This is a genomic window from Jidongwangia harbinensis, from assembly GCF_020216025.1.
In the GTDB taxonomy this organism is placed as follows: Bacteria; Actinomycetota; Actinomycetes; order Mycobacteriales; family Micromonosporaceae; genus Actinoplanes; species Actinoplanes harbinensis.
On sequence record NZ_JAIWNC010000025.1, the window covers coordinates 122,651 to 146,776 of the forward strand.

Annotated in this window: 17 protein-coding genes; 2 read left to right on the forward strand and 15 right to left on the reverse strand. The window is 72.4% G+C overall.

Features of this window, described 5'->3' with window-relative positions:
* Nucleotides 1-51 precede the first annotated feature (51 nt).
* Nucleotides 52-1,065, forward strand: coding sequence for a hypothetical protein (locus LDL48_RS27950; RefSeq protein ID WP_225258207.1), 1,014 nt, complete (start codon nucleotides 52-54; stop codon nucleotides 1,063-1,065).
* A 4-nt stretch (nucleotides 1,066-1,069) separates the two neighbouring features.
* On the opposite strand, the gene LDL48_RS27955 is transcribed toward LDL48_RS27950, so the two are convergent.
* The 3 genes from LDL48_RS27955 to LDL48_RS27965 all read right to left on the reverse strand — a co-directional run bounded on the left by LDL48_RS27955 (nucleotide 1,070) and on the right by LDL48_RS27965 (nucleotide 5,170).
* Nucleotides 1,070-1,528, reverse strand: coding sequence for a winged helix DNA-binding protein (locus LDL48_RS27955; RefSeq protein ID WP_225258208.1), 459 nt, complete (start codon nucleotides 1,526-1,528; stop codon nucleotides 1,070-1,072).
* Between the two features lie 34 nt (nucleotides 1,529-1,562).
* The gene (locus LDL48_RS27960) at nucleotides 1,563-2,684 is read right to left on the reverse strand and encodes a hypothetical protein (protein ID WP_225258209.1); all 1,122 of its coding nucleotides are present in this window, start codon (nucleotides 2,682-2,684) and stop codon (nucleotides 1,563-1,565) included.
* Between the two features lie 104 nt (nucleotides 2,685-2,788).
* Complete coding sequence (locus LDL48_RS27965; RefSeq protein WP_225258262.1) at nucleotides 2,789-5,170, reverse strand: phosphoketolase family protein; 2,382 nt, start codon at nucleotides 5,168-5,170, stop codon at nucleotides 2,789-2,791.
* Nucleotides 5,171-5,450: 280 nt separating this feature from the next.
* Here LDL48_RS27965 and LDL48_RS27970 point away from each other — a divergent pair, with 280 nt between their 5' ends.
* Nucleotides 5,451-5,747: a hypothetical protein gene (locus LDL48_RS27970; protein ID WP_225258210.1), complete on the forward strand. Its 297-nt coding sequence runs from the start codon at nucleotides 5,451-5,453 to the stop codon at nucleotides 5,745-5,747.
* A gap of 141 nt (nucleotides 5,748-5,888) precedes the next feature.
* Here LDL48_RS27970 and LDL48_RS27975 read toward each other — a convergent pair whose 3' ends face one another.
* The 12 genes from LDL48_RS27975 to LDL48_RS28030 form a co-directional block, all read right to left on the reverse strand.
* On the reverse strand, nucleotides 5,889-7,100 hold the full coding sequence (locus tag LDL48_RS27975; protein WP_225258211.1) for an MFS transporter: 1,212 nt from the start codon (nucleotides 7,098-7,100) through the stop codon (nucleotides 5,889-5,891).
* A 25-nt stretch (nucleotides 7,101-7,125) separates the two neighbouring features.
* A complete protein-coding gene (gene narI / locus LDL48_RS27980; protein ID WP_225258212.1) occupies nucleotides 7,126-7,878 on the reverse strand; it encodes a respiratory nitrate reductase subunit gamma in 753 nt (250 codons plus the stop codon).
* Nucleotides 7,875-8,495: a nitrate reductase molybdenum cofactor assembly chaperone gene (gene narJ / locus LDL48_RS27985; protein WP_225258213.1), complete on the reverse strand. Its 621-nt coding sequence runs from the start codon at nucleotides 8,493-8,495 to the stop codon at nucleotides 7,875-7,877. Before narJ ends, narI begins: the two co-directional genes overlap by 4 nt.
* Entirely contained in the window at nucleotides 8,492-10,129 is a 1,638-nt protein-coding gene (gene narH / locus LDL48_RS27990; protein ID WP_225258214.1) for a nitrate reductase subunit beta, read from the reverse strand. Before narH ends, narJ begins: the two co-directional genes overlap by 4 nt.
* Entirely contained in the window at nucleotides 10,129-13,797 is a 3,669-nt protein-coding gene (locus LDL48_RS27995) for a nitrate reductase subunit alpha (RefSeq protein WP_225258215.1), read from the reverse strand. The genes narH and LDL48_RS27995 overlap by 1 nt, the downstream gene beginning before the upstream one ends.
* Before the next feature lie 141 nt (nucleotides 13,798-13,938).
* Nucleotides 13,939-15,798, reverse strand: a complete 1,860-nt coding sequence (locus tag LDL48_RS28000) for a TOMM precursor leader peptide-binding protein (RefSeq protein ID WP_225258216.1) — start codon at nucleotides 15,796-15,798, stop codon at nucleotides 13,939-13,941.
* On the reverse strand, nucleotides 15,795-17,603 hold the full coding sequence (locus LDL48_RS28005; RefSeq protein ID WP_225258217.1) for a TOMM precursor leader peptide-binding protein: 1,809 nt from the start codon (nucleotides 17,601-17,603) through the stop codon (nucleotides 15,795-15,797). The genes LDL48_RS28000 and LDL48_RS28005 overlap by 4 nt, the downstream gene beginning before the upstream one ends.
* Nucleotides 17,600-20,014: a TauD/TfdA family dioxygenase gene (locus tag LDL48_RS44695; protein ID WP_225258218.1), complete on the reverse strand. Its 2,415-nt coding sequence runs from the start codon at nucleotides 20,012-20,014 to the stop codon at nucleotides 17,600-17,602. The genes LDL48_RS28005 and LDL48_RS44695 overlap by 4 nt, the downstream gene beginning before the upstream one ends.
* A 46-nt stretch (nucleotides 20,015-20,060) precedes the next feature.
* A complete protein-coding gene (locus tag LDL48_RS28015) occupies nucleotides 20,061-20,858 on the reverse strand; it encodes an ABC transporter permease (RefSeq protein ID WP_225258219.1) in 798 nt (265 codons plus the stop codon).
* Nucleotide 20,859: 1 nt separating this feature from the next.
* On the reverse strand, nucleotides 20,860-21,654 hold the full coding sequence (locus LDL48_RS28020; RefSeq protein WP_225258220.1) for an ABC transporter permease: 795 nt from the start codon (nucleotides 21,652-21,654) through the stop codon (nucleotides 20,860-20,862).
* A complete protein-coding gene (locus LDL48_RS28025) occupies nucleotides 21,651-22,670 on the reverse strand; it encodes an ABC transporter ATP-binding protein (RefSeq protein WP_225258221.1) in 1,020 nt (339 codons plus the stop codon). Before LDL48_RS28025 ends, LDL48_RS28020 begins: the two co-directional genes overlap by 4 nt.
* Nucleotides 22,671-24,047, reverse strand: a complete 1,377-nt coding sequence (locus LDL48_RS28030; protein WP_225258222.1) for a glycosyltransferase family 2 protein — start codon at nucleotides 24,045-24,047, stop codon at nucleotides 22,671-22,673.
* Nucleotides 24,048-24,126: the final 79 nt, after the last annotated feature.

Here is a 24,126-nt window from a genome sequence, read left to right on the forward strand (position 1 = left end):
CCGCACACTTTCGTCTTGGTCGATCGATCGACTGCTGCAACCATGAACGCCATGGCACGACGGAGGCGGGCACGCAGCAGATACTGGCTCTCCTATCTGTACGCGGGCATCGGAGCGATGTTGCTCGTCGCCGCGTTTCTGCTGCTGTACCCGGTGCGCCAGGTCGACGGTTTCAGCACGGACCTGCGGATCAACATGGGCGCGAACCTGCTGGATCTGGTCCTCGCCGCGCTGGTGCTGCAACCGCTGATCCTCATCCTCAGCCGCAACGCGGTGCGCCGGCGGAACCGCCTGGACTACTGGGAGGTGATCAGGCGGGTCGAGAAGGCCGAGGACCGCGTCGACATCTGGAAGCACTGGACCGGCCTGCTGGAGAGCCAGTACGAGACCGCCTTCGTGGCCGCCGTCCGCGACGCCCTCGACCGGGGTGTGCGCTTCCGGATCATGCTGACCGACCCGTCCTCCCCGGACGCCGCCGAGCGCGCCCGCCAGGTGGCGCCCACCGACGCCATCGTGCTGATGCGCCAGAACATCGAACGACTCGACGCCGTCCTCAACGACCTCCCGGCACTGCACCGCGAACTCCTCCAGGTCCGGGTCAGCTCGGTCGGCCCGGCGCACGCCTTCTACCGGATCGACGACTGGCTGACCTACGGCCTGTTCCGCGACCGGCGGGTGAGCGACAGTTCCCAGCGCGAGGTCCGGGTGCAGGGCGACCTCGGCGAACTGGCACTCGAATCGTTCGAGAACCGGTGGAACGGCACCGGCCTGATGCGGATTGCCGACCACTACCGGATGCGCCTGCGGTTCACGGTGCGCGACGAGGCCGCGGAGCACGATCTGCGCTACGTGGTGCACGACGGCGAACACTGGGTCAACGTCCATCCCGCCGCCCTGTCGCACGCCTTCCACCCCGACCACGAGGTGTCGATGGAGGGAAACGGCCACAAGAGGTACGTCCTGGCCGACGCCACCCCGGACAAGCGGGACCGGGTGATGGCCTTCTACACCGCCAAGTACGGCGCCGACCACGGTGCCGTCCTGCTCCGCCTGATCGACGGTTAGCCCGTCAGGGGGTGGTGTTCTCGATCATCCGCCGGAGCACCTTCAGCGCCGTGACGTAGTCGGCGTCGTCGATGCCCCGATGGATCCGGTCGCGGATCGCCGGGCCGTACTTCTTCCACTCGGTCCGCGCCTCCTCCCCCGCTCCGGTGATCCACCACCGGCCCGCGTCGTCGCGGCGGAGCAGGCCGCGCTCCCGCAACACCTCCGCCTCGGCGCCGAGGTCGTCCTCGGCGCGGAGGTACGTGCTCATCGCCTGTTCGAGCTCGCCGACGGTCATGCCGCGGCCGTCGGCCGAGATGTCGTTCGCGGACAGGTTGCGCAGCAGCCAGAACTGCGGCTGGCTGAAGCCCGCCCTGGCCTGCTCGGCGCGGGTGAACGCGATCAGCGCCTGGTAGGCCACGCCGGTCCAGTACGCGGCCGGCTGCGCGGCGAGCTCGGCGTCGGACAGCTCCTGCATCGTCATGGCAGCGACGGTAGAACCTCGATCGCGGTTGAGGTCAAGCGACCGAGCGCAGCACGAGGTTGCCGAACTGCGACGTCTCCTGGTCCACCCCGATGCGGCCGTGCCGGTCCAGCCCGACGACCCGGATCGCGATGTCGCTGACCGGCTCGGGGAACAACGTGGTGTGCCCGTCACGCCAGCGGAACGGCACGGCGGTGCTCTGCGGATCCGCCCAGGTGTGCCCGGCCACGTCACCACGGTCGTTGAGGAACGAGCCGCTGCCCACGTGACCGGGCAGGCCGATGACGACCATGCGGCCGTCCCGCCAGAGCACCGGCCGCGAGTCGTCGCCGAAACGGGCGTACCCGGTCATCGTCCCGGCCCGGTTGAGGCCCCACACCCGGCCGGCGGTGGCCTCCGTGCCCACCAGCAGGTCGGTCATCCGACCGTGCTGCCAGAGGAACGGACGGTCGTCGGACGATCCGGCGACGGTGCTGAAGCCGCTCACCTGGCCGCGATCGTTGATCGCCGTGGGAACGCTGCCGTCGCCGCCCAGGGTGCCCAGCTCGGTCATCCGGCCGCGCTCCCACAGCACCGCCCGCTCGGTGGAGGTGCCGGGCCGGGTGATCGTGCCGACGACCTGGCCGCGGTTGTTGATGTCCACGACTCGGCTGTTCATCCCCGCGGGGGTCGGCAGCATCGTCAGGCGGTCGCGATCCCACCGGAAGGCGCGGAAGGCGTCGTTCCGGTCGTTCGCGGTACCGGCGACCTGATCCCGGTCGTTGATGACGACGCCCTCGAACGAGGCCACGGCGGCGCGGCGCAGATAGGTGACCGCGCCGGCGCGCCAGAGGAACAGGCCGCCCTCGACGTACCCGACGACGTGGCCCTTCTCGTTGATCGCGCCGGCCCGCACGCCCTCGACGTCGAGAGCCGTGGGGGTACGCCGGCCGTGCCACCACACCACGACCCGGTAGTTGTCCGCGGCGTCGACGCTCTCGCCGATGATGTCGCCGCGCTGGTTCATGGCGGTGCCGAACGATCCGACCCCGCCCAGCGAGTCCAACCGGACCAGCTGCCCGGTGTCGACCGGTGGCGCCACCGCCGCTGCGGGAACGGCGGTGGCGAGCGCCAGGGTGGCGGCGGTCAGGATGACTCCGAGCCTGTGGATGCGCATCTCGTACCCTCCGGATAGCTGAGCTGTCACCCGGTTGGTCACCGGCCGCACCGCATCGGTTCGGCCGGTGACCTGTCGCATCCGCGACTCGCCGCCGCGCCGGATCAGCCGCGGGCCGCCCAGTCGCCGAGCGACCAGTCCCGCACCTCCGGCATGTCCTCGAGGTGTTCGACGATGTACTCCTCGTGGCCGGCCAGCTGCCGCTCACACCACTGCTTCAGCTCGGCGGCGCCACGGGGCAGCCGCTTGGCGTTGTTGATCGCGTCCAGCACCAGGTGGTAGCGGGACGCCTTGTTCCGCACCGTCATGTCGAACGGCGTCGTGGTGGTGCCCTGCTCGATGAAGCCGCGCACCCGGAACCGGTCCGCGTCCGGCCGCCCGTGCACCAGCTGATGGATCGCGCCCGGGTAGCCGTGGAACGAGAACACCACGTCCACGGTGTCGGTGAACAGCTCGGTGAAGTACGTCGAGCTCATCCCGTGTGGGTGGTCCTTGGGCCGGACCAGCGTCATCAGGTCGACCACGTTGACCACCCGCACCTTCAGCCCGGGCAGCTTCTCCTTGAGGATCTGCGCGGCCGCCACGGTCTCCATGGTCACCACGTCACCGGCACAGGCCAGCACGATGTCCGGGTCGGCGGTGCCGTCGTCGGTGCCGGCCCACTCCCACACCCCCGCGCCCTTGGCGCAGTGCTCGACCGCCTCGTCCATGGTCAGCCACTGCAGCTGCGGCTGCTTGTCGATCACGATCAGATTGATGTACGACCGGGACCGGAAGCAGTGGTCGGCCACCGACAGCAGCGTGTTGGCGTCCGGCGGCAGATAGACCCGGGCGACGTCGCCGCGCTGGGTCAGCACCACCTGGATCAGGCCGGGTCCCTGGTGCGAGAAGCCGTTGTGGTCGTTGCGCCACGCGGTCGAGGTGAGCAGCACGTTCAGGCTGGGCACCGGCGCCCGCCACGGCAGATGCCCGGCCTCCTGCAGCCACTTGCCGTGCTGCACCGTCTGCGACGCGCTCACCATGGCGAACGCCTCGTACGTGGCGAACATGCCGTGCCGCCCGGTCAGCGTGTAACCCTCCAGCCAGCCGTGGCAGTTGTGCTCGGAGAGCACCTCCATCACCCGGCCGTCCCGGCCGATCGCCACGTCGCCGGGCCGTACCTGTTCCATGAAGGCCCGGTCGGACACCTCGAACACCGAGCCGAGCCGGTTGCTGTTCGTCTCGTCCGGACTGAACAACCGGAACCGGTCCGGGTTGCGGGCGTAGATGTCGCGCATCAGGTCACCCAGCCTGCGGGTCGACTCGGCGCGCACCTCGGCCGGCTTCGGCACGTCCAGCGCGTAGTCGCGGAAGTCCGGCAGGTCCAGGTCACGGGTCAGCACGCCGCCGTTGGCGTGCGGGCTGGCGCTCATCCGCAGATCACCCTCGGGCGCCAGCGCACGCACCAGCTCGGTCGGTGCGCCGTCGGCGTCGAACAGCTCCTCCGGACGGTACGACCGCAGCCACTGTTCCAGCAGGGCCAGGTGCTCCGGGTTGTCACGCACGCCGGACAGCGGGACCTGGTGCGACCGCCATGTGCCGGTGACCACCACACCGTCCACCTCGGCCGGGCCGGTCCAGCCCTTCGGGGTACGCAGGATGATCAGCGGCCAGCGCGGCCGGGTGCCGTCCCAGTCCCCGCCCCGGGCAGAGCGCTGGATGTCCCGGATCCGGCCCCACGCCTGGGCCAGCGCCGCGGCGAACCGGTGGTGCATGCCGGGCAGGTCGTCGCCCTCGACCTCGATGATGTCGTACCCGTGGCCTTCCAGCAGGGACCGCACCTCGGCCCGGTCCTTGCGCGCCAGCACGGTGGGACCGGCGATCTTCGCACCGTTCAGGTGCAGGATCGGCAGCACCGCACCGTCGCGGGCCGGGTTGAGGAACGAGACGCCCTTCCAGGAACCCTCCAGCGGGCCGGTCTCCGCCTCGCCGTCACCGACCACCGCGATCGACAGCAGGTCGGGGTTGTCCATCACCGCCCCGAACGCGTGTACCAGCACGTAGCCCAGCTCTCCACCCTCGTGGATGGAGCCGGGCGTGGTCACCGACACGTGGCTGGGGATGCCGCCGGGGCTGGAGAACTGCCGGAACAGCCGCAGCATCCCGGCCTCGTCCTGGGACACCGCCGGATAGACCTCGCTGTAGGTACCCTCCAGGTAGCCCGCGGCCACCAGCGCCGGGCCGCCGTGCCCGGGACCGGCCAGGTAGATGGCCTGCTGCCCGGTGTGCCGGATCAGCCGGGACACGTGGGCGTAGACGAACGACAGGCCCGGGCTGGTGCCCCAGTGGCCGAGCAGCCGCGGCTTGATGTGTTCCGGCGTCAGCGGCTCGCGCAACAGCGGATTTCCACCGAGGTAGATCTGGCCGATGGTGAGGTAGTTGTTCGCCCGCCACCACGCGTCCAGCTGCCCGATCTCCGTGTCGTCCGGAGTGGCGAGTGCCCGCACCCGTTCGTCGTCGTGGGCGCCGGCCTGGCTTTCCGATACTGCGGTCACGGTCGTTCCTTCCGTGTGGCGACTGCTTGCCTGGCCAGTTCAGGCTATGCCGGGCCGATCACCGGTGACAGGGGGCCAATGACGTCGATGCCGGGCTGCCCGGCCCGTTCCGGCGGGACCTTCGGCCCCCGCCCGGGTGCCGGGCCGGACGGCCCTACCGGCCGGGACCGGCACGGCGGTACCACGGAAGGGGACGACCCGGCAGCCGGAAACGGCGGACAGGGGGTACGTGATGACGACCGGACTGGCGGTGCGGCCGGGCGGCCACGCGGTCGAGGAGACCGGGTGCCGGCCGGCGGTGGACCTGACCCGGCTGGGGTTGGCCGCGCTGGCCACGGTGGCGGTGTCCGCCGTCGCGGCGTCGGCCGCGGTGGCGCTGCGGCGCCCGCCGGCGATCGGCTCGGTCAGCATGGGGCCGGGCGGCTGGGTCAGCCTGAAGCGCACCGGCGCGCCACCGCTGCGCGACGGCACGCCCCGCCCGTGGTGGGCGCGGCTGCTGCGGGCGCGGCGGCTGGTCGTGCAGCGCTGAGTCTCCGCGCGGCCGGGACGTCTCGGCGGTCGGCCCCGGCCGCGCGGAATCATCCGGGTACGGCGACGGCGAGCCGGACCCCGGCGTCCTCGATCGCGGTCCGGCTGTGCCGGGCGTCCGGCACGACGAGCAGGCGCCCCGTCAGGCGGGGGCGGGACGGCGGAGGCCGCTCATCTTGACCGCGGTGTACACGGCGGCCGCGAGCGCGACGTCGGACAGCAGCATGAGACCGATCGCGTACGAGTTCTCCACGCCGTACACCCAGCCCATGATCAGCGGCGGGACGAACCCGCCGAGTCCACCGGCGGCACCGACCACGCCGGTGACGCTGCCCACCTGACCAGCCGGCGCGACCTTGCCGACCAGTGCGAACACGGCGCCGCTGGCCGCTCCCAGCAGCCCGGCCATGGCCAGGAAGGCGATCGTGGCGACCGGCACCAGGGGCGGCCGGAACGCCTGCACCACGGCGAAGAACGCGGTCCCGGCGAAGCACCAGACCAGCACCGGCACCGGGTGCAGCCGGTCGGACAGCCATCCGCCGACCGGCCGGGCGATGACCGCGAGGACGACGAAACCGGCGGTCCGCAGGGCGGCGTCGTTCGCGGTCAGGCCGTACGCCTCCCGCAGGTACGCCGGCAGGTAGACGCTGAACGCGACGAAACCACCGAAGCCGACCGCGTACAGGAAGCACATCTGCCAGGTCACGGCGAGCCGGCCGACCTCGGCGAGCCGGGCCCACGCCGACCCGGCCGGACGCTGGCGGCCCGGTGCGTCCCGAATCAGCAGGAAGGCGACCACCGCGTACCCGGCAAGCAACGCTGCCACGAGCAGGAACGGGGTGTTCTCGCCGAACGTGTCGGCCAGTTTCACGGTGGTGAAGTTGGCGATCGCGGTCCCGCCCATGCCGACACCGAAGACGCCGATGGCGAAGCCCTTGCGGGCCGGCGGAAACCACCCGGACACGAGCGGCACCCCGACCGCGAACGTGGTGCCGCCGAGGCCGAGGAAGAAGCCGGTGACGATCAGCGCCGGGTACGACGACACCACGGTCAGCGTGAGCACCGGGACGATGGTGGCGAGGCTGACGATCGGGAACATGACCCGGGCGCCGTACCGGTCGGTGAGCGCGCCGACCGGGATCCGGCCCAGCGAGCCGACCAGCACCGGCACCGCCACCAGCAACGACTGGGCGGCGAAGCTGAGGCCCAGGCGTTCCTTCACGCCCGGTCCCAGCGGGCCGAGCAGCGCCCAGGCCCAGAAGTTCACGGTGAACCCGACGGTCGCCAGGATCAGGTTGCGGGTGGCGCCCGGTCGCACCGCCGCGCCGGCGGGCGCGTCTGCAGGTGTGGTCATCGCGGTTCCTCGGGGTTCGGTCCGGTCAGCCACGGTCGCGGCCGGAACGGGTGGGCAGCCTCGGTGGTCCCTCCCAGCCGGGCCGGGACCTGCGCAGCCCCGGTCGCGGGTCCCGGCTGCGGTAGGGCACGTACGGCCGGGTCAGGTAGCCCACCGGCGCGCTGAAGGCGTGCACCAGGCGGGTGAAGGGCCAGAACGCGAAGAGCGCGAAGGCGGCGATGATGTGGATCTGAAAGCCGAGCGGGACGCCGGCCATGATCTCGGGGTCCGGGCTGAGGTAGAACAGCGACCGGAACCAGGGCGAGATGGTCTCCCGGTAGTCGTAGCCGTCGCCGGAGACGTTGGCCCGCAGGGTGGACCACAGACCCAGGACGATCACCGAGGCGAGGACCAGGTACATGGCCTTGTCGTTCTTGGTGGTGGCCGCGAACACCGGTCCGGTCAGGCGGCGGCGGGCGATCAGGATGGCCATGCCGATCAGCGTGCAGAACCCGGCGACGGTGCCGACGAACACGGCCGTCAGGTGATAGGCGTGCTCGGTGATCCCGACCGCCTCGGTCCACGCCTTCGGGACGATCAGCCCGCCGATGTGTCCGATCAGGACCATCAGGACGCCGAAGTGGAACATCGGGCTGCCCCAGCGCAGCACGGCGCTCTCGTACAGCTGCGACGAGCGCGTGGTCCAGCCGAACTTGTCGTAGCGGTACCGCCAGATCAGCCCGCCGACCAGGATGGCGATGCACAGGTAGGGGAAGACGACCCAGAGCAGGACGTTCATCGCCGGCCTCCGGTGGTGTCGACCAGCCCGAACGGTTCCAGGCCGACCTGCTCGACCGGTGGACCGGTCCGGGCCAGCCGCAGGGCGGCCGCGATGTCGCCGGGCTCGGCGGGTGGCAGCATCGCGGTCACCGCGTCCAGCACGTTGCGGTACACCGAGCTCTGCGCCTCCAGCGCCCGGGAGAGCAGCTCCAGCCCGACCCGGTTCTCCCGCAGCAGCCGCCAGCCGCCGTCGTCGAGCGCGGCCAGGTCCAGCACCGCCGGCAGGTAGTCCGGCAGTTCGCCGTCGACCACCCGCACCCCGGCGTCCCGGTACGCCCCGGCGAACAGCACCAGCGCCTCCCCGCGCCGCCGGGTGTCGCCGGCGGTGTAGTAGGTCAGGTGCAGGCAGCAGCGGCGGCGGAAGTCGAACAGCTCGACGTAGCTCGCGGCCAGCGAGGTCGGGTCGTGCTTCGCCCGGTACCCGGCCACTTCCCGCAGCGGCTCGGCCACCGGTGCCGGCAACTCGCCGAGCGCCGCGGTCAGGGTCGGCAGCACGGAGAGCGCCGCCGCGTCCGGATAACGCAGCAGCAGCGAGGCCGCGCGGGCCGCGACCGGCCGCCAGGTCGGCGTGCTCACGAGTTCGCTCCGTCCTTCTTGGGCGGGAACAGTCCCTCGGGGCGGCCCTTGCCGTCCCAGTTGAGGAGATTGACCCGGGCCTCTTTGTCGTCGGGTGCGGCGACCGAGTCCGCGGTCTGCCGGTCGCGCAGCATGTGCAGGTTCTCGATCGAGATCGGGGTGGGCGCGCCCGAGGACTCCCCGAACGGGCCGCCTTCCAGGCTGCAATCGGTGGCGAGTTGTTCGAGGTGATGGGCGTCCTCGGCGTGGGCGGCCGGGATCACGTAGCGCTCCTCGTACTTGGCGATGGCCAGCAACCGGAACATGTCGTCCATCTGCTCGCCGGTCATGCCGACCGCGGCGGCGATCGACTCGTCGCGGTCCTCGCCGAGGTTGATCCGGCGCTGGTACGCGCGCATCGCGGCGAGCCGTCGCAGCACCGCGGTCACCGGTGCGGGGTCGCCGGCGGTGAACAGCCCGGCCAGGTAGTCGACCGGGATCCGCAGAGCCTCCACCGCACCGAACAGGTTGCCCACGTCCTCGCCGTCATGGCCGGTGTCGCGCAGGATGTCGACCACCGGTGACAGCGGCGGGATGTACCAGACCATCGGCATGGTGCGGTACTCCGGGTGCAGCGGGAGCGCCACCTCGTACTTCATGATCAGGTCCCAGATCGGCGACCGCTGCGCCGCGGCGATCCAGTCCTCCGGGATGTCCGCGGCCCGGGCGGCGGCGATCACCGCCGGGTCGTGCGGGTCGAGGAAGACCGACTTCTGCGCCTCGAACAGGGCGTGTTCGTCCTTGACCGCCGCGGCCCGGCCGACGGCATCGGCGTCGTAGAGCACCAGCCCGAGGTAGCGCAGCCGACCCACGCAGGTCTCCGAGCAGATGGTGGGCTGCCCGATCTCGATGCGCGGGAAGCAGAACGTGCACTTCTCGGCCTTGCCGGTGCGGTGGTTGAAGTACACCTTCTTGTACGGGCAGCCGGTCACGCACATCCGCCAGCCACGACAGCGGTCCTGGTCGACCAGCACGATGCCGTCCTCGGCCCGCTTGTAGATGGCTCCGGACGGGCAGGACGCGGCGCAGGACGGGTTGAGGCAGTGCTCGCAGATGCGTGGCAGGAAGAACAGGAACGCCTTCTCGTACTCCTGGCGCACCTGTTCGGACAGTTGCCGCAGCACCGGGTCGCCGGCCGCGATCTCGTTGCCCCCGGCCAGTGAGTCGTCCCAGTTCGCCGACCAGGTCACCTTCGTGTCCTCGCCAGTCAGCAGGGACTTGGGCCGGGCCACCGGGGTGTCGTCGCCGGCCGGCGCGGTGAGCAGGTGCTCGTAGTCGTACGTCCAGGGCTCGTAGTAGTCCTGCATGGCCGGCAGCTTCGGGTTGGCGAAGATGCTGAGGAGCTTCTTCAGCCGGCCGCCGGCCTTCGGCTTCAGCCGTCCGGTCCGGGTCCGGGTCCACCCGCCCTGCCACTTCTCCTGATCCTGGTACGTCCGCGGATAACCCTGCCCGGGGCGCGACTCGACGTTGTTGAACCACACGTACTCCACGCCGGAGCGGTTGGTCCACGCCTGCTTGCACGTCACCGAGCAGGTGTGGCAGCCGATGCACTTGTCGAGGTTCATCACCATCGACATCTGGGCCATCACGCGCATCAGTACTCGACCTCCTGCGATCGGCGGCGGATCACGGTGACCTCGTCGCGCTGGTTACCGGTCGGGCCGAGGTAGTTGAACGCGAACGACAGCTGGGCGTACCCGCCGATCAGGTGGCTGGGCTTGAGGAGCAGCCGGGTCAGCGAGTTGTGGATGCCGCCGCGCCGGCCGTTGGTCTCCGACTTCGGCACGTCGATCACCCGTTCCTGGGCGTGGTACAGGTAGACCGTGCCCGCGGGCATCTTGTGCGTCACGACGGCCCGGCACACCACCACGCCGTTGCGGTTGACCGCCTCGATCCATTCGTTGTCGGTCACCCCGATCGTGGCGGCGTCCTTCTCGCTCATCCACATCGTCGGTCCGCCGCGGGACAGCGTCAGCATGATCAGGTTGTCCTGGTACTCGGAGTGGATGGACCACTTCGAGTGCGGGGTCAAATAGCGCACCGTCAGTTCCAGCTCGCCCTTGGCGCCGAGCCGCGGCTCGCCGAACAGCTTGTGCATGTCCAGCGGTGGCCGGAACACCGGCAGTTCTTCGCCCAGTTCCTGGATCCAGTCGTGGTCGAGATAGAAGTGCTGCCGCCCGGTCAGGGTGTGCCAGGGCTTGAGCCGTTCGGTGTTGATGGTGAACGGCGAGTACCGCCGGCCGCCGTGCTCGCTGCCGGACCACTCCGGGCTGGTGATCACCGGCACCGGGCGCGCCTGACAGTCGGCGAACCGGATCTGCTTGCCCTCGTGCTCGGCGGACAGGTCGGCGAGCCGTTGCCCGGTGCGCCGCTCCAGGAACTCGAAGCCCGCGGTGGCGACCCGGCCGTTGGTGGTGCCGGAGAGCGCCAGGATCGCCTCGCAGGCCCGGATGTCGGTGTCCAGTCGGGGCCGGCCGTCGGCGACGCCGCCACGTACCGTGCCGTTGATCTTCTTGAGGAACTCGACCTCCGGGTTGACGTCGACGGTGACCGCCTTGGTGGTGGTGCCGAGCCGGTCGAGCAGTGGTCCCAGCGACGCCAGCTTCGCGGCGACGGCGCCGTAGTCGCGTTCGACCACGACGAACTTCGGCATGGTCCGGCCCGGCACCGCCGGGACCTCGCCGGTCCGCCAGTCGCGGACCACCCCGCCGGGGGTCGCCATCGCGTCCGGGGTGTCGTGCAGCAGCGGCGCCGCGACCAGATCCCGGCGGACGCCGAGGCGCGGGCCGGCCAGCTCGGAGAAGACCTTCGCGATGCCGTGGAACGCGTCGAAGTCGGTGCGGGTCTGCCACGGCGGGCTGATCGCCGGGGTGAACGCGTGGATGAACGGATGCATGTCCGTGGTGTTCAGGTCGTGCTTCTCGTACCAGGTCGCGGCGGGCAGGACCACGTCGGAGAACAGCGTGGTGGAGGTCATCCGGAAGTCCAGCGACAGCAGCAGGTCCAGCTTGCCCTCGGGTGCCTCGTCGTGCCACACCACGTCCCGCGGGCGTTTCTCCGGCGGCGCCTCGGCCGCGCGCAGCGACGCGTCGGTGCCGAGCAGGTGCCGCAGGAAGTACTCGTTGCCCTTCGCCGAGGAGCCGAGCAGGTTCGCCCGCCACACCGTGAGCACCCGGGGCCAGTTCTGCTCCGCGTCCGGGTCGGTGCAGGCGAACCCGAGCCGCCCGTCGGCCAGTTCCCGCGCCACGTGCCCGGCCGGATCGTCCGGGGCGGCGGCGAGCGCCTCGTCGGCCACGTCCAGCGGGTTGCGGTCGAACGTCGGCATCGACGGCATCCACCCCAGCCGGGCGGACTTGGCCAGCAGGTCGGCGGTGTGCCGGCCGGTGAACTCGCCCTTGGCCAGCGGCGAGGCCAGCACGTCCGCGCCGTACTGGTCGTAGCGCCACTGGTCGGTGTGGGTGTACCAGAAGGCGGTGCCGATCATCTGCCGCGGCGGCCGGGACCAGTCCAGCCCGAACGCCAGGTGCGCCCAGCCGGTCACCGGGCGGCACTTCTCCTGCCCGACGTAGTGCGCCCAGCCGCCGCCGTTCACACCCTGGCAGCCGGTCAGCGTGGTGAGCGTGAGCATGGCCCGGTAGGTGGTGTCGGAGTGGAACCAGTGGTTCGTACCGGCCCCCATCAGGATCATCGACCGGCCGCCGGACCGGTCGGCGTTGTCGGCGAACTCCCGGCCGATCCGCGCCACCGCCGCCGCGGGTACGCCGGTGATCGGCTCCTGCCAGGCCGGCGTGTACGGCACCGCGGCGTCGTCGTAGCCGGTCGGCCAGGTGCCGGGCAGCCCCGGCCGGGCGACGCCGTACTGGGCGAGCATCAGGTCGAGGACCGTGGTGACCAGCGTGGTGCCGACCCGTGCGGTGGGCACCCCGCGAAGCATCAGCTCGGGATTGTCGTTGTCGAAGCGGGGCAGCGAGATCGGGACCCCGTCGCCGCCGGCGCAGCTGAGCCGGGGCACGATGTCGCCGAGGTCGAGGTTCCACCTGCCGACGCCGGCCGGGCCGAACCGGTCGCCGAGCGAGCCGTTGGGCACCGCCGGCGCGTCGGTGGCGCTGTCCCACAGCACCGGCCGGAAGGCGGCCTCGGCGTCCGTGGCACCCAGGTCGGCGGAGGTGACGAACTTGCCCGGCCGGTATCCGCCGCCCTCGACCGGCTCCAGCGCCACCAGGTACGGCAGATCCGTGTAGCGCGACACGTAGTCGGCGAACCGGGGCGTCGTCCGGTCGACGAAGAACTCCTTGAGAATCACGTGGCCCATCGCCATCGCCAGGGCGCCGTCGGTGCCCGGCTGCGCGGGCAGCCACTCGTCGGCGAACTTGACGTTGTCGGCGTAGTCCGGCGACACCACCACGACCTTCTGGCCGCGGTACCGGGCCTCGGCCATCCAGTGCGCGTCCGGGGTCCGGGTGACCGGGACGTTGGAGCCCCACATCACCAGGTAGGAGGCGTCCCACCAGTCGCCCGACTCGGGCACGTCGGTCTGGTCGCCGAACATCTGTGGCGAGGCGACCGGCAGGTCGGCGTACCAGTCGTAGAACGACAGCATCGACGCGCCGATCAGCGACAGGAACCGGGCGCCGGTGGCGTGCGAGACCATCGACATCGCCGGGATCGGCGAGAAACCGGCGACCCGGTCCGGGCCGTGCGTGCCGATCGTGTGCACGTGCGCGGCGGCGACGATCTCCTGTGCCTCGTCCCAGGTGACCCGCACCAGCCCGCCCTTGCCCCGGGCCTGCTGGTAGCGGCGCCGGCGCACCGGGTCGGCCTGGATGTCGGCCCACGCGGCGACCGGGTCACCGCCCAGGCGCGCCTTGGCCTCCCGGTACATCTCCACCAGCACGCCCCGGGCGTACGGGTACCGCACCCGGGTCGGCGAGTAGGTGTACCAGGAGAACGCGGCGCCCCGGGGACAGCCGCGGGGCTCGTACTCCGGGCGGTCCGCGCCGACCGACGGGTAGTCGGTCTGCTGCTGTTCCCAGGTGATGATGCCGTCCTTGACGTACACCTTCCACGAGCACGACCCGGTGCAGTTCACCCCGTGGGTCGACCGCACCACCTTGTCGTACGACCACCGGTCGCGGTAGAAGCTGTCCGCCTCCCGCCCGCCGATCTGGTGCAGGGTGCGGCCGTCGCCGGACACCTCCGCCCGGCGCACCAGCCCGCCGACCGCCAGTAGGGCCCGTCCCGCGCTCTCGGTCGCGCTCGCCATCTGACCTCGTTTCATGGTTAATGACCGTTATCGCCACCTTGCCGCCGGGCGCGCGTTCACGCAACCGAAACAAGCAGGTGTCCCCACTCCACTACGAAACTGGCCCCGGCGCCTGGGCCGAAGGTCCCGAATCGACCCGGTCTACGGAAAGGGGTGCGGGAAGGGGTTGAGGTCGTCCGAGCGCAGCGGGTCCCGGCGGTACCCGAGCCGCACCGGCAGGTGCAGCAACCGGTCGAGATCGCCCACCCGGCGGTTGCCATGGCCGAACGCCATCGGCACGGTTCCCGGCACGAGCACCTTCACGCTGTGCAGCCCCACCGCGGTGTGCTCCAGCGCGGTCTGGTCGACCACCACGACGTCCGGGTAGCGTCCCGCCACGTCGAGCAGATCGTCGCGCAGGGTCGCCGCGGGCCGGTGCCGCTCGGCCGGCGGGAACGCCTCCGCCATGGCGGCCGGGTCGCCGTCGTGGTCGAGGAAGCCGAAGCGCGGCCAGCTCCGCCGGGCGGCGGCGAGCACCGCGTGATCGTCCATCTTGTGCACGAGCTCCGGGTGGTCGAACAGTTCGTCGGCACGGCGCGGATCGAATCCGGCCCGGAAGGTGTCCGCGCCGGCCGCCAGTTCCACCAGCCCGGAGTACAGCGCCCGCTCGGGGTCCAGGTGGGCGCCCGCACCGCACAGCACCTTCGGCTCACCGGCGCGGTCGTCGGGGTCGACCAGCATGAGCCACAGCACCGGCAGCCGCTCCGGCATGGTGATGTCGAACACCCGCAGTCGCCCGCCGGTGCTGTCTTCCAGCCAGGAGACCAGCATTCGGGTGTCGGTGCGGGAACTGGTGCGCGGATCCACCCGGCGCGCCGGGCGCCGGGTCAGCCAGGCCGACAGGAAGGCGTCCCGCTCGGCCACCTCGAAGATGCCGTGCAGGATCGCCTCCTCCAGGGAGCCGCCGATGGCACAGCCGTTCGAGCATTCACCGCCGAATCCGGTCGCGTGGGAGCCGAAGTAGGCCAGCGACTCCGGCACCAGCACCGGGCCGTCGCGCCGGAACGAATAGGCGTGGACCCACTCCAGCGGCAGGTCGGGGTGGTACCGGACGGCATGCTTGTCCGGCGGGGCGGCAGGCAGGCCCAGGGTCGACGGGTCGATCGCCCGGTCTGAGCCCAGGTCGTGGAACGAGGACCGGACGGTGGTCCGCCGCGCCCGGGTCCGCATGCCGCCGAGCCGCTCCAGTGCCTCGGCGACCGCGACCGCGACGCTCTGCGGGTACCCGAAGGTACGGGCGAAGCCGGAGAACTCGGTGCAGCACACCGGTCCGCACAGCGCCTCGGCCACCACCATCGGATCGTGGTGGCGCACGTACACCGAGGCGATCGCCCCGGTCTTCGCGTCCACCAGGGTGCGCAGCAGTTCCGGAGTCTCCGCCGCCAGGTCGCGGGCCCGGTAGCCGCCCGGTTCCGGCCTGGGCCGTCCATTCAGGACCATCCGGCCGGCCTCGGCGGTGTCGTCCGGCAGCGTGCCGCACACCGGGCAGCACGGGTCGGGCAGGAAGGTGTGCCGGCTGATCCGCACCGTCGCAACGGTGACGTCCAGCACCGCGCCCGCCGTCCGGGGCGGGTCGCCGTCCCGGACCGCCCGGACCTCGTCGCGCACCAGTGCCGCGACGACCTCGCGCACCGGGCCGCCGATCGGCGTGCGGTGCCCGGCGCGCACCGGCCGGCCCGGCTCCCGCTCGTGCGGCTCACGCACCGCACGGTTCTGCCGTTCCCGGGTCTGCACGCACCGGTCGCAACCCGGTCCGCCGGCGACGAGGGGACCCACCCGGACCCGGTCCGGTGCGATCGACACCACCAGGCGCCGGCCGCTGCTGTCCGGCGTGGACGGATCGTCATCGTGCCGCACCACCACGTCCAGGGCCGGGCCGTCCCCGGCGGCGACCATGTCGGCCAGGGCGGCACGCAACACGCCGGCGAGCGGTCCGTCACCCCGCACCCGCAGCGCGGTCATGCCGGGCCTCCCGGCACGACCGCGGCGACGTACGGCAGGACGGACCGGAGCGCCGGCCCGCCGTCGCACCGCCGCAGCAGCACCGGCTCGCCCGGCCCGGCCAGCAGCTGCGGAAGCAGGTCCGGCCATCCGGACACCACGCCGGGTTCGACGCCTACGTCGCAACCCGGGGCGGTCCGGCCGGTCAGGGCGGCCAGCGCCGCCTGGGTCGCGGCCGTCAGGGCGCTGTCGGTGTCCACCGAGCAGCAGTGGGCGAGCCAGGTGCCGGCGCCGCCGACGAAGACGGTCGGGATGCTGGAGCGGTCGCTCCACGCGTACAGCTCGGTGCCGAGGACGGCCGCCCGGTCGGCCAGCCGGCGGGCCGGTTCCGGCCAGGTGCCGGTAGGCCACCCGGCGTCGCCCGGCCCGCCGCGCGGTGGCCGGGCCCGGCCGGACCGCAGCCGGAGCAGCGCACGGCCCTGCGCCTCGGCCCAGCTGAAGCCGCCGGCCACCGCCGCCGGCCGCAGGCCGGGCTCCGCATCGACCGCGACGGCGATCGACTCCAGCGCCACCACCGCGGCCCGGCGCAACGCCTCGGCCCGGCTAGCGCCCACCGCCGTGACCACCCGGGTCCCCCGGCCGGTCCCGGTGACGTCGGGCAGGACGGCATCGACGACGTTCAGCGGCAGCTGGGCGTGGTTCCCGGTGCCGAGCCGCAGCAACGGTCCCAGCCGGTCGTCCACCAGCGCCGCCGCCGCCCGGGAGAACTCCTCCGGACCGGACGGCGGAGCATCCGCGTCGTCACCGCCGCCGCAGTCCGGGCACCGGTGGTGGGCGACGACGGTGTGCTCGGTGGTCATCGCGGACCGCAGGTCCAGCCGGGTGATGCGGGCCGCCGGCTCGGGTACGCCGATGGCGCGGCGGAAGTAGGCGAAGCCCAGCTTGGTGCCGAGCACCGCGGCGAGCGGCCCGGACAGGTCCGGCACCGGGCGGTCCGGGTCGTCGGCCGCTGACTCGCGCCACGCCGGGTCGCCCGGGATCATCGCACCGCGCAGGTTCCACCACGCGCATTCCCAGCAGGCTCCGGCGCCCACCGGGCCGATCCAGCCGTCTCCGGCCAGCGGCAGCGCGTGCAGGACCGGCACCCCGGCGGCCCGGCCGGCCCGGGTCAGCGCCCGCGCCCGGACGTGCATCGGCCGGTCCGTGCAGTGCAGCACCGCGTCGTACCCGGCGAGCATCCGCCCGGCCGGCGCGCCGTGCCAGAGCCGGTCCGGTTCCGTCAGGTGATTCAGCTCCAGGCCGGGATCTCGGTCCCGGCACCGGTGCAGGACTCGCCGGAGATCGTCCGGGTCGCCGGCCGGTTCACCGGTCACCGCGACGGTGGGTGCCCGCAGTCCGAGCGACAGCAGCGACTGCACCAGCGCCGCCATGGCGTGCCCGGCCCCGACCAGCAGCACCCGGCTGGTGCGAAACGCCTCGAACCGGCTGACCGGTGCGTTCCCGACGTGCTCGGCGAAGGCGATCTCGTCGGCGTACCGGTCCAGCTCGGCGGTCGTGAGCCCGTGCGGTGGGTCGGTGTCGACGTCGCGGGCGAGCCCGCGGCGCAGCAGTTCGGCGACCAGGTCGGTGACCGCACGCCGGTGCGGGCCGGGCAGTCCGGCGGTCAGCGCGTCCAGGGTGCGCTCACCGGTCAGGTGCGGCGCCAACCGGTCCACCAGCCCGAACGCGGCACGGCCGGTGAGGCGTGCCGACCCGGTCGCCGCCTCCAGGTACACGCCGTCCTCGACGGCCAGGTAGGTGCAGTCGTCGCGCAGCTTCGGTCTCATCCGGCCACCGGCCCGGCCGGCGCCGGCAGCCATTCCGGCCGCAGGTATCCCATCCGGACGAGCACCGACCGGCCGGGGTCGTCGAAGGACCGCCGGCCGTGCAGGTACCGGGTGTTGTCCACCACCACGGTGTCGCCTGCGCGCCACGGCACGGCCCGGGTCAGCGACTCCGCCACCCGCCGGACCTCGGTCAGCAGGCGGGCGGGCACCGGGCCGCCGTCGGCCGATCCGACCCGCAGCCGCCCTTCGGCGTACTCGCCGTCGCGCGGATCGGTGATCAGGAGCGAGTTGCAGAACGACGGCACGCCGCCGAACATCGTCGGCGGAGTGCACGCCGTGCCGAAGGCGATGGTCATGACGCCGTCCGTGACGTCGGCGTCGATCGTCTGCCACGGCGGCAGGTGGTCGCGCCACTGCCGGACCTGCCGGACCGCCTCCGCCGGGTCGGTGCCGGCGGTCATCGCCTGCCACTGCTCGGTGTCGATCCGCGTCTCCCACACCAGGCGCAGGTTCCGCGCGTCGTCGCGCAGGCCCGGTTCCAGCGCGGCCAGCAGGGCGACGCCGTCGCACAGGGTGGTCTCCCCGCCGGCCGCCGCCGGTCGTACACAGTGGAAGGTGAGCAGGTCCGGCGCGCCGGGCAGATACGACGACTCCCGGTGCAGCGCGATCGCCCGGGTGCCCGACGTCACCGTGGTCGTGGTGGTGTCGCCGTCGACCACCTCGCGTTCGGCCCGGAACGGGTTCTCGTACCGCAACGGGTCCATCAGGGCGTCGCCGATGGCGTGGAAGCTCTCCCGGGGAGCGGGCCCGCCGCGCACCAGCACGGCGCCGTGCGCGGCCACCCCGTCGAGGACCGCCCGGGGTGAGTGGTCGACGAGGACCGGAATCGGACTAGTGTCCATGTCGCTCTCCTCTCCGCACGCCGGACCGGCCCGGTCCGGTCCGACGAGCCTGGCTGACAACATCCCGGGACACCGGCCGGGTACGCCGAGGTGCACCTGCATCACCACGGTGTGCCCGGCGTCCAGCCCGAGCAGGGCGTGCACCGCGGACGGTACGAAGCTGAGCACCGGGCGGGCGGCGGCACCGACACCCGCCGCGGCCAGGCCGGCCCGCTGTACGAACGCGCCGCACAGCAGATGCAGCAACCGGTAGCTCCACGGGTCCTGGGCGGACGGGTCGGCGCCCGGCCCGGCGACCGCGTAGATCGTGGCGCCCGCGGTCAGCAGCCGGGTGGCGATGCCGGTGGTGGCGTCCGCCAGTTCCCGCGCGACCGGGCGTCCCGGGCCGGCCGCCCGCAGGGTGTGCGACCCGGGTTCGTACCGGTACGCGCCCGCCGGCAGACCGTCCACCCGGCTCACGGCGCACCACAGCGCGAGTCGCAGGTGCTCGGGTGCCGCCCGTTCCAGCGAGCCGGACCGGGCGATCCGGGCGAGCACGCCGGCGAGTTGGTCCGGCCGCAGTCCGGGCCGCATCGCCCCGGCCGACCGGCGCGCCGTCACGGCCTCGTCCGGGTCCGCCGCCGCCGGTACGGGAAGCGGCAGCACGACCGGCGTCACGGTGCCGTCGTCCGGTGCGGGCTCCGGACGGACCGGAGGGCGGCCGGCGAGGGCGGCCCGGTGCAGGGCGGCCCGGTGCAGGGCGACCGCGTCGGGGTGCACCGTCCCGGCCGTACGCCGGTCGTGGTCCAGCCCCCACGCCGGCGGCACCGGTGCCGTGGTGTCCAGGGGGGTGGCCGCCGGCGGCCCGGTCGCGGACAGCTCCACCACGGCGTAGACGCTCTCCACCGCGCGGTCGAGCCCGAGCAGGGCGTCCACCGCGGCGCTGTCGAACGCGACGTGCACCGCGCCGGCCGCTCCGCCGGCCTCGGCCTGTGCGACCAGTGCGCCGACGTCCATCGCGGACAGCCGGTAGCCGAAGGGATACTTGTCGCCGTTCTTCCACGGCCGGCAGGCGAGCAGCACGTGGTGGCAGTCCCGCCGCCGGCCCAGCGCGGCGGCCAGACGCGGCCCGGGAGCACCCGCCCGCAGCAGCTCGAGACCGTGGTGGACCGGGTCGTAGTGGTAGAGTCCGGCGGCCAGGGCCGGGCTGCCCTGCCAGGCCAGATAGACCTCACCCGGGTGGAAGGCGCCACCGGAGGGCACGCCCCGGCGCAGCGGGTTGCCGATCGGGCGGTAGGCGTCGGGGCCGGACACCGGGCGGCCGGTGATGACCGCGACGGCGGCCTCGGTCACCTCCTCCACCCGGGTCGGCCCGAAGCCCAGCAGCATGGCGCTCAACCGTCCGAGTTCGTTCCCGGCGAGCGGCGGCCGGCCCGGGCCGGGCCACTCCAGCGGCACCCTGCGGCTGCCCGGATAACGCTTCGCCGGCGCCGGGTTGCCCGGCACGCGCACCGGCGGGTGAGCGGCCACGGCCGCCTCGTACCGTCGGACGGCTGCGGGTCCGCCGGCCGCCACGTCAGTTCCCCACGCTGTCGTAGCGGCGCATGCCGGCGCGGAAGTAGGCCCAGGCGCCGGCGATGCAGGCGGCGGCCACCAGCGGGGTGAACGCGCCGATCGTGCCCGCGGTGCCCTTGCCGAACAGGCTCGCCGCCGGGAAGTAGCCGACGAACGCCAACGGGATCACCACGAGCACGGCCCGGACCCCGGTGCTATACACCGTGATCGGATACCGCGCCAGGTCGCCGAGCGTGTGCACGGTGCCGGCCGGTGAGCTGGACGGACTCCGCAGCCAGAACGCCGTCGTGTTGCTGGCCAGGCTGATCGCCAGCTTGACCAGGACCCCGCTGAGCATCAGCAGCACCGCCCACCCGACGGTCACCGGTCCCCAGTCCACGTCGACCCGGGTGGCCGCCACCCCGAGCAGGGCGAGGCCGAGCACCGCGTTGCTGAACCCGTTCGGTCCCAGCGTCGATCCCATCACCTGCAACGCCACCGGGTACGGGCGCACCATCAGGTAGTCGAGTCCACCCAGGTTGATGTATAACGCGAGATGCCAGGTGCCCTCGAAGCACAGCGAGCCGATGCCCTCGGCGAGCACCACCATCGCGAAGATCCAGATCACCTCCCAGCGCTGCCAGTCGCCGAGCGCGGGCACCTGCGCGAAGACGGTGGTCAGGAAGACGATCCCGGCGAGCTGGGTGAGCACCGAGGCGAGCACCAGGATCAGCGCGTCGGTGCGGTACTCCAGCACCGCGCGCACGTAGCCGAGCAGCATCCGCAGGTAGATCCGCGCGAGGGCGGCGGCTTCACGCATCTCAGCCGCCGTGCGCCGAGAAGCGGGTGACGGCGAGCCGCCACACCGTGCGGGCGCCCAGCCACAGCACCGCGATCCAGACGAACTGCCAGGCGATCAGGCGTACCGCCTCGGCCACGCCCACCTCGCCGAGGAACACCAGCGCCGGCGTGGACACGATGCCGGGGAAGGGCGACAGCCGGCACAGCGCCTGCAACCAGTCCGGGTACAGCGCGATCGGCACCAGGGCCCCGCTCAGGATGTTGGTGACGGCGACCCGCGCCACGCCCACGCCGTAGTAGCTCTCGGTCCAGAAGCAGGCCATCCCGCTCAGGTAGATCAGCCCGAACTTGAGCGGGATCACCGCCAGGAGGCTGATCAGGAACAGCACCGCCTGCGCTCCCCCGGGCACCGGCACCCCGCCGAACGCGACCAGCAGGACCGTGCCCATGGCGAGCACGACCACGACCTCCCCGGCCACGTACCCGAGGGCCTCGGCGAACCGGGCCAGCTGATAGTCCACCGGTTTCACCAGCTCGAGCGCGACGTTGCCGCTGAGCACCCGTTCCGCCAGCTGCCAGTCGGTGAACCCGGACATCAACGTGCCGGTGGCGAACGCGATCAGCAGGTACGCCTTGAGCTGGTCCCAGGTCAGCCCGGCCGCCGAGCCGGTGCCGCCGGCCGTCACCACCCGCCACACCGCGATCACCGCGACGGTCTGCACCGCCACGCCCAGCAGTTGCAGGACGAAATCCGCGCGGTAGGCGAGCACGGTGCCCCAGGCCAGGCGGGTCAGCGTACGGTGGTGTGCCCTCATCGGACGCGGTCCGGCAGGGCGTCGCCGATCGCCCCGGCGTAGACCCGGCGGACCACGTCGTCGATCGACGGCTCGTCGATGCTGAGGTCCACCACCCGCGCGTGCCGTGCCATCGCCGCCAGCACGTCCCCGGCGCCGTGCACGAACCGGTCGAACACCACCGACACCCGCCGTTCGTCCTCCCCGGCGACGGTCCGGGAGCCGGGCAGGTCGGTGGACAGGTCCACGCCGGGGCAGGCGTCGGCCAGCGTGAAGTGCACGGCGCGGTCGCGGGCCAGCCGGTCCTTGATGGCGGTGACCGGACCGTCGTAGATGATGCGCCCGGCGTCCAGGATGACGATGCGGTCGCAGACCTCCTCGATGTCGCCGAGGTCGTGCGTGGTGATCATCAAGGTGGTGCCGGTGCGGCGCAGGTCCCGCAGGAAACCGCGCATCGCGTCGCGGGCCGTGACATCCAGGCCGATCGTCGGTTCGTCGAGGTAGACGACCCGCGGATCGTGCAGCAGGGCGGCGGCCAGGTCGGCGCGCATGCGCTGGCCCAGCGACAGCTTGCGGGCCAGCACCGGCAGCAGGCCGGCCAGTCCCAGCACCGGTTCGAGTTCGTCCAGCCGGGCGCGGTACCGCCGCTCCGGGATGCGGTAGATGTCGCGCAGCAGGGCGAGCGAGTCGCGTACCGGCAGGTCCCACCACAGCTGCGTGCGCTGACCGAAGAGCACGCCGATGTTGCGGGCGTTGGCGTGCCGGTTGCGGTGCGGGTCCAGGCCGCAGACCCGGATTTCGCCGGCCGTCGGGTGCACGATGCCGGTGAGCATCTTGACCGTGGTGGACTTGCCGGCTCCGTTCGGGCCGACGTACGCCACCGCCTCACCGGCCCCGATGCTCAGGTCGATGCCGGCGACCGCGGTGTGCTCGGCGTACCGGGGCCGGACCAGGTGCCGCACGGAGGCGGCCAGGCCGGGCGGCTTGTCGGCGCGCCGGAACACCTTCGTCAGGCCCCGGGCCTCGATCACCGTCACCTACTCGGCCCCGTCGCCGGGGGTGCCCGGGCGCGGCCGGGGACGCAACCGCAGTGCGCGGGGCGCCGCCGGCTCCTCGCCGCCGAGCACGGTCACGTCGAAGCTGCGGCGCAGGGTCCGCGCCAGGTAACGCAGTTCCGCGGCGGTCTGCGGCGCACCGGCGGACAGCGTGGTGTCCGTGCTGACCAGGAAGATCTCCGGGCTCAGGCGGGCGGCGCTGGACAGGAACAGGCACAGGTCCTGCCAGTGCAGGTACCGCCAGAAGTCGACGCTGACCACGGCGTCCAGGCTGTCCGGCGGGATCGGCGGCTTCATCCCGATCAGGTGGTGGTTGGTCTCCCCGGCGGGGGCGGCGTAGTCGAACGTCACCGACTTGTCGCCGAGTGGCGCGTCGGCGCTGCCGGTGCCGATCCACAGCGCTCGGTCACCGCCGAGCTGCGGGTGCAACCACTGCCAGGCGGGGCCGATCCGGCACGCCTCGCGGGACACGCAGTCCGCGATGGCGGCCCGGTAGTGCGCGATCCGCTCGGCGGACTCGAACGGATCGGACATGCCGACGAACTCCCAGTCGACAGTCGGGTACTTGGCCCGGATCACGTCGTCGTTGCCCGCGTAGTCTTGCCACATCTGGTAGATGTCCCGGTAGTGCGGCAGGTGGTAGCAGAGCGCCTCGGCGTCGTACCGGAAGGCCCGCTTCTCCGGCCCGAGATACCGGTCGACCCGGTAGAACATCTCGATGTCCTCCCAGCCCCAGCGGAGCCCGAAGGTCTCGTCGAACCCGCCGATCGCGGTCACCACCGCGCGCGGCGCGGACACGTTGTGCCCGAAGGCGAACAGCCAGGCCGCGCCGAGCCAGTGCGTGCCGAACGGCTCTCCGGCCGGGAACCGTAGGTCGCCACCGTCGTGCGCACGCCAGTGGGCGCTCTCGCTGATCCGCCGGCCGGTCAGCACCGCGGGCAGGTGCGCCAGGCCGAGCTCGTTGCGCCGGCCGATCAGGACGCCCGGCGCCGTGGCCGCCTCGTGGAACGCCAAATGTCGTTCCAGCAGACTCGGGGAGGCGTACGAATCGCTGTCCAGGAACAGGACCGTCGCCGCCTGCGCCCGCCGGATGCCGGCATTGCGAGCGGCCGACCGCCCGCCCTGCTCCGGCAATTCGACGAATTGCACATTCAGTCCCGCCGCGAAGTCGCTCACGGCGCTGTAGTCGTCGCCGGATCCACCGTCGCGAGCCACGATGACTTCGAACCGGTCGGCGGGCAGAGTCTGCCGTCCGAGGGACCGCAGCGTCAGTTCCAGGCTCTGCGCGTCCTCGAACGTCGGAATGACCACGCTGAGCGCCGGCGGCGGAGCGTCCGTGCCCGTGTGCGTCGCCGTCATCTATGTCTCCCTGTGCTGTCGCCCGGCACGGGTCCGGCACCGCGGCATGCGATGCCGGACCCGTGACCGGTCTGGTTGG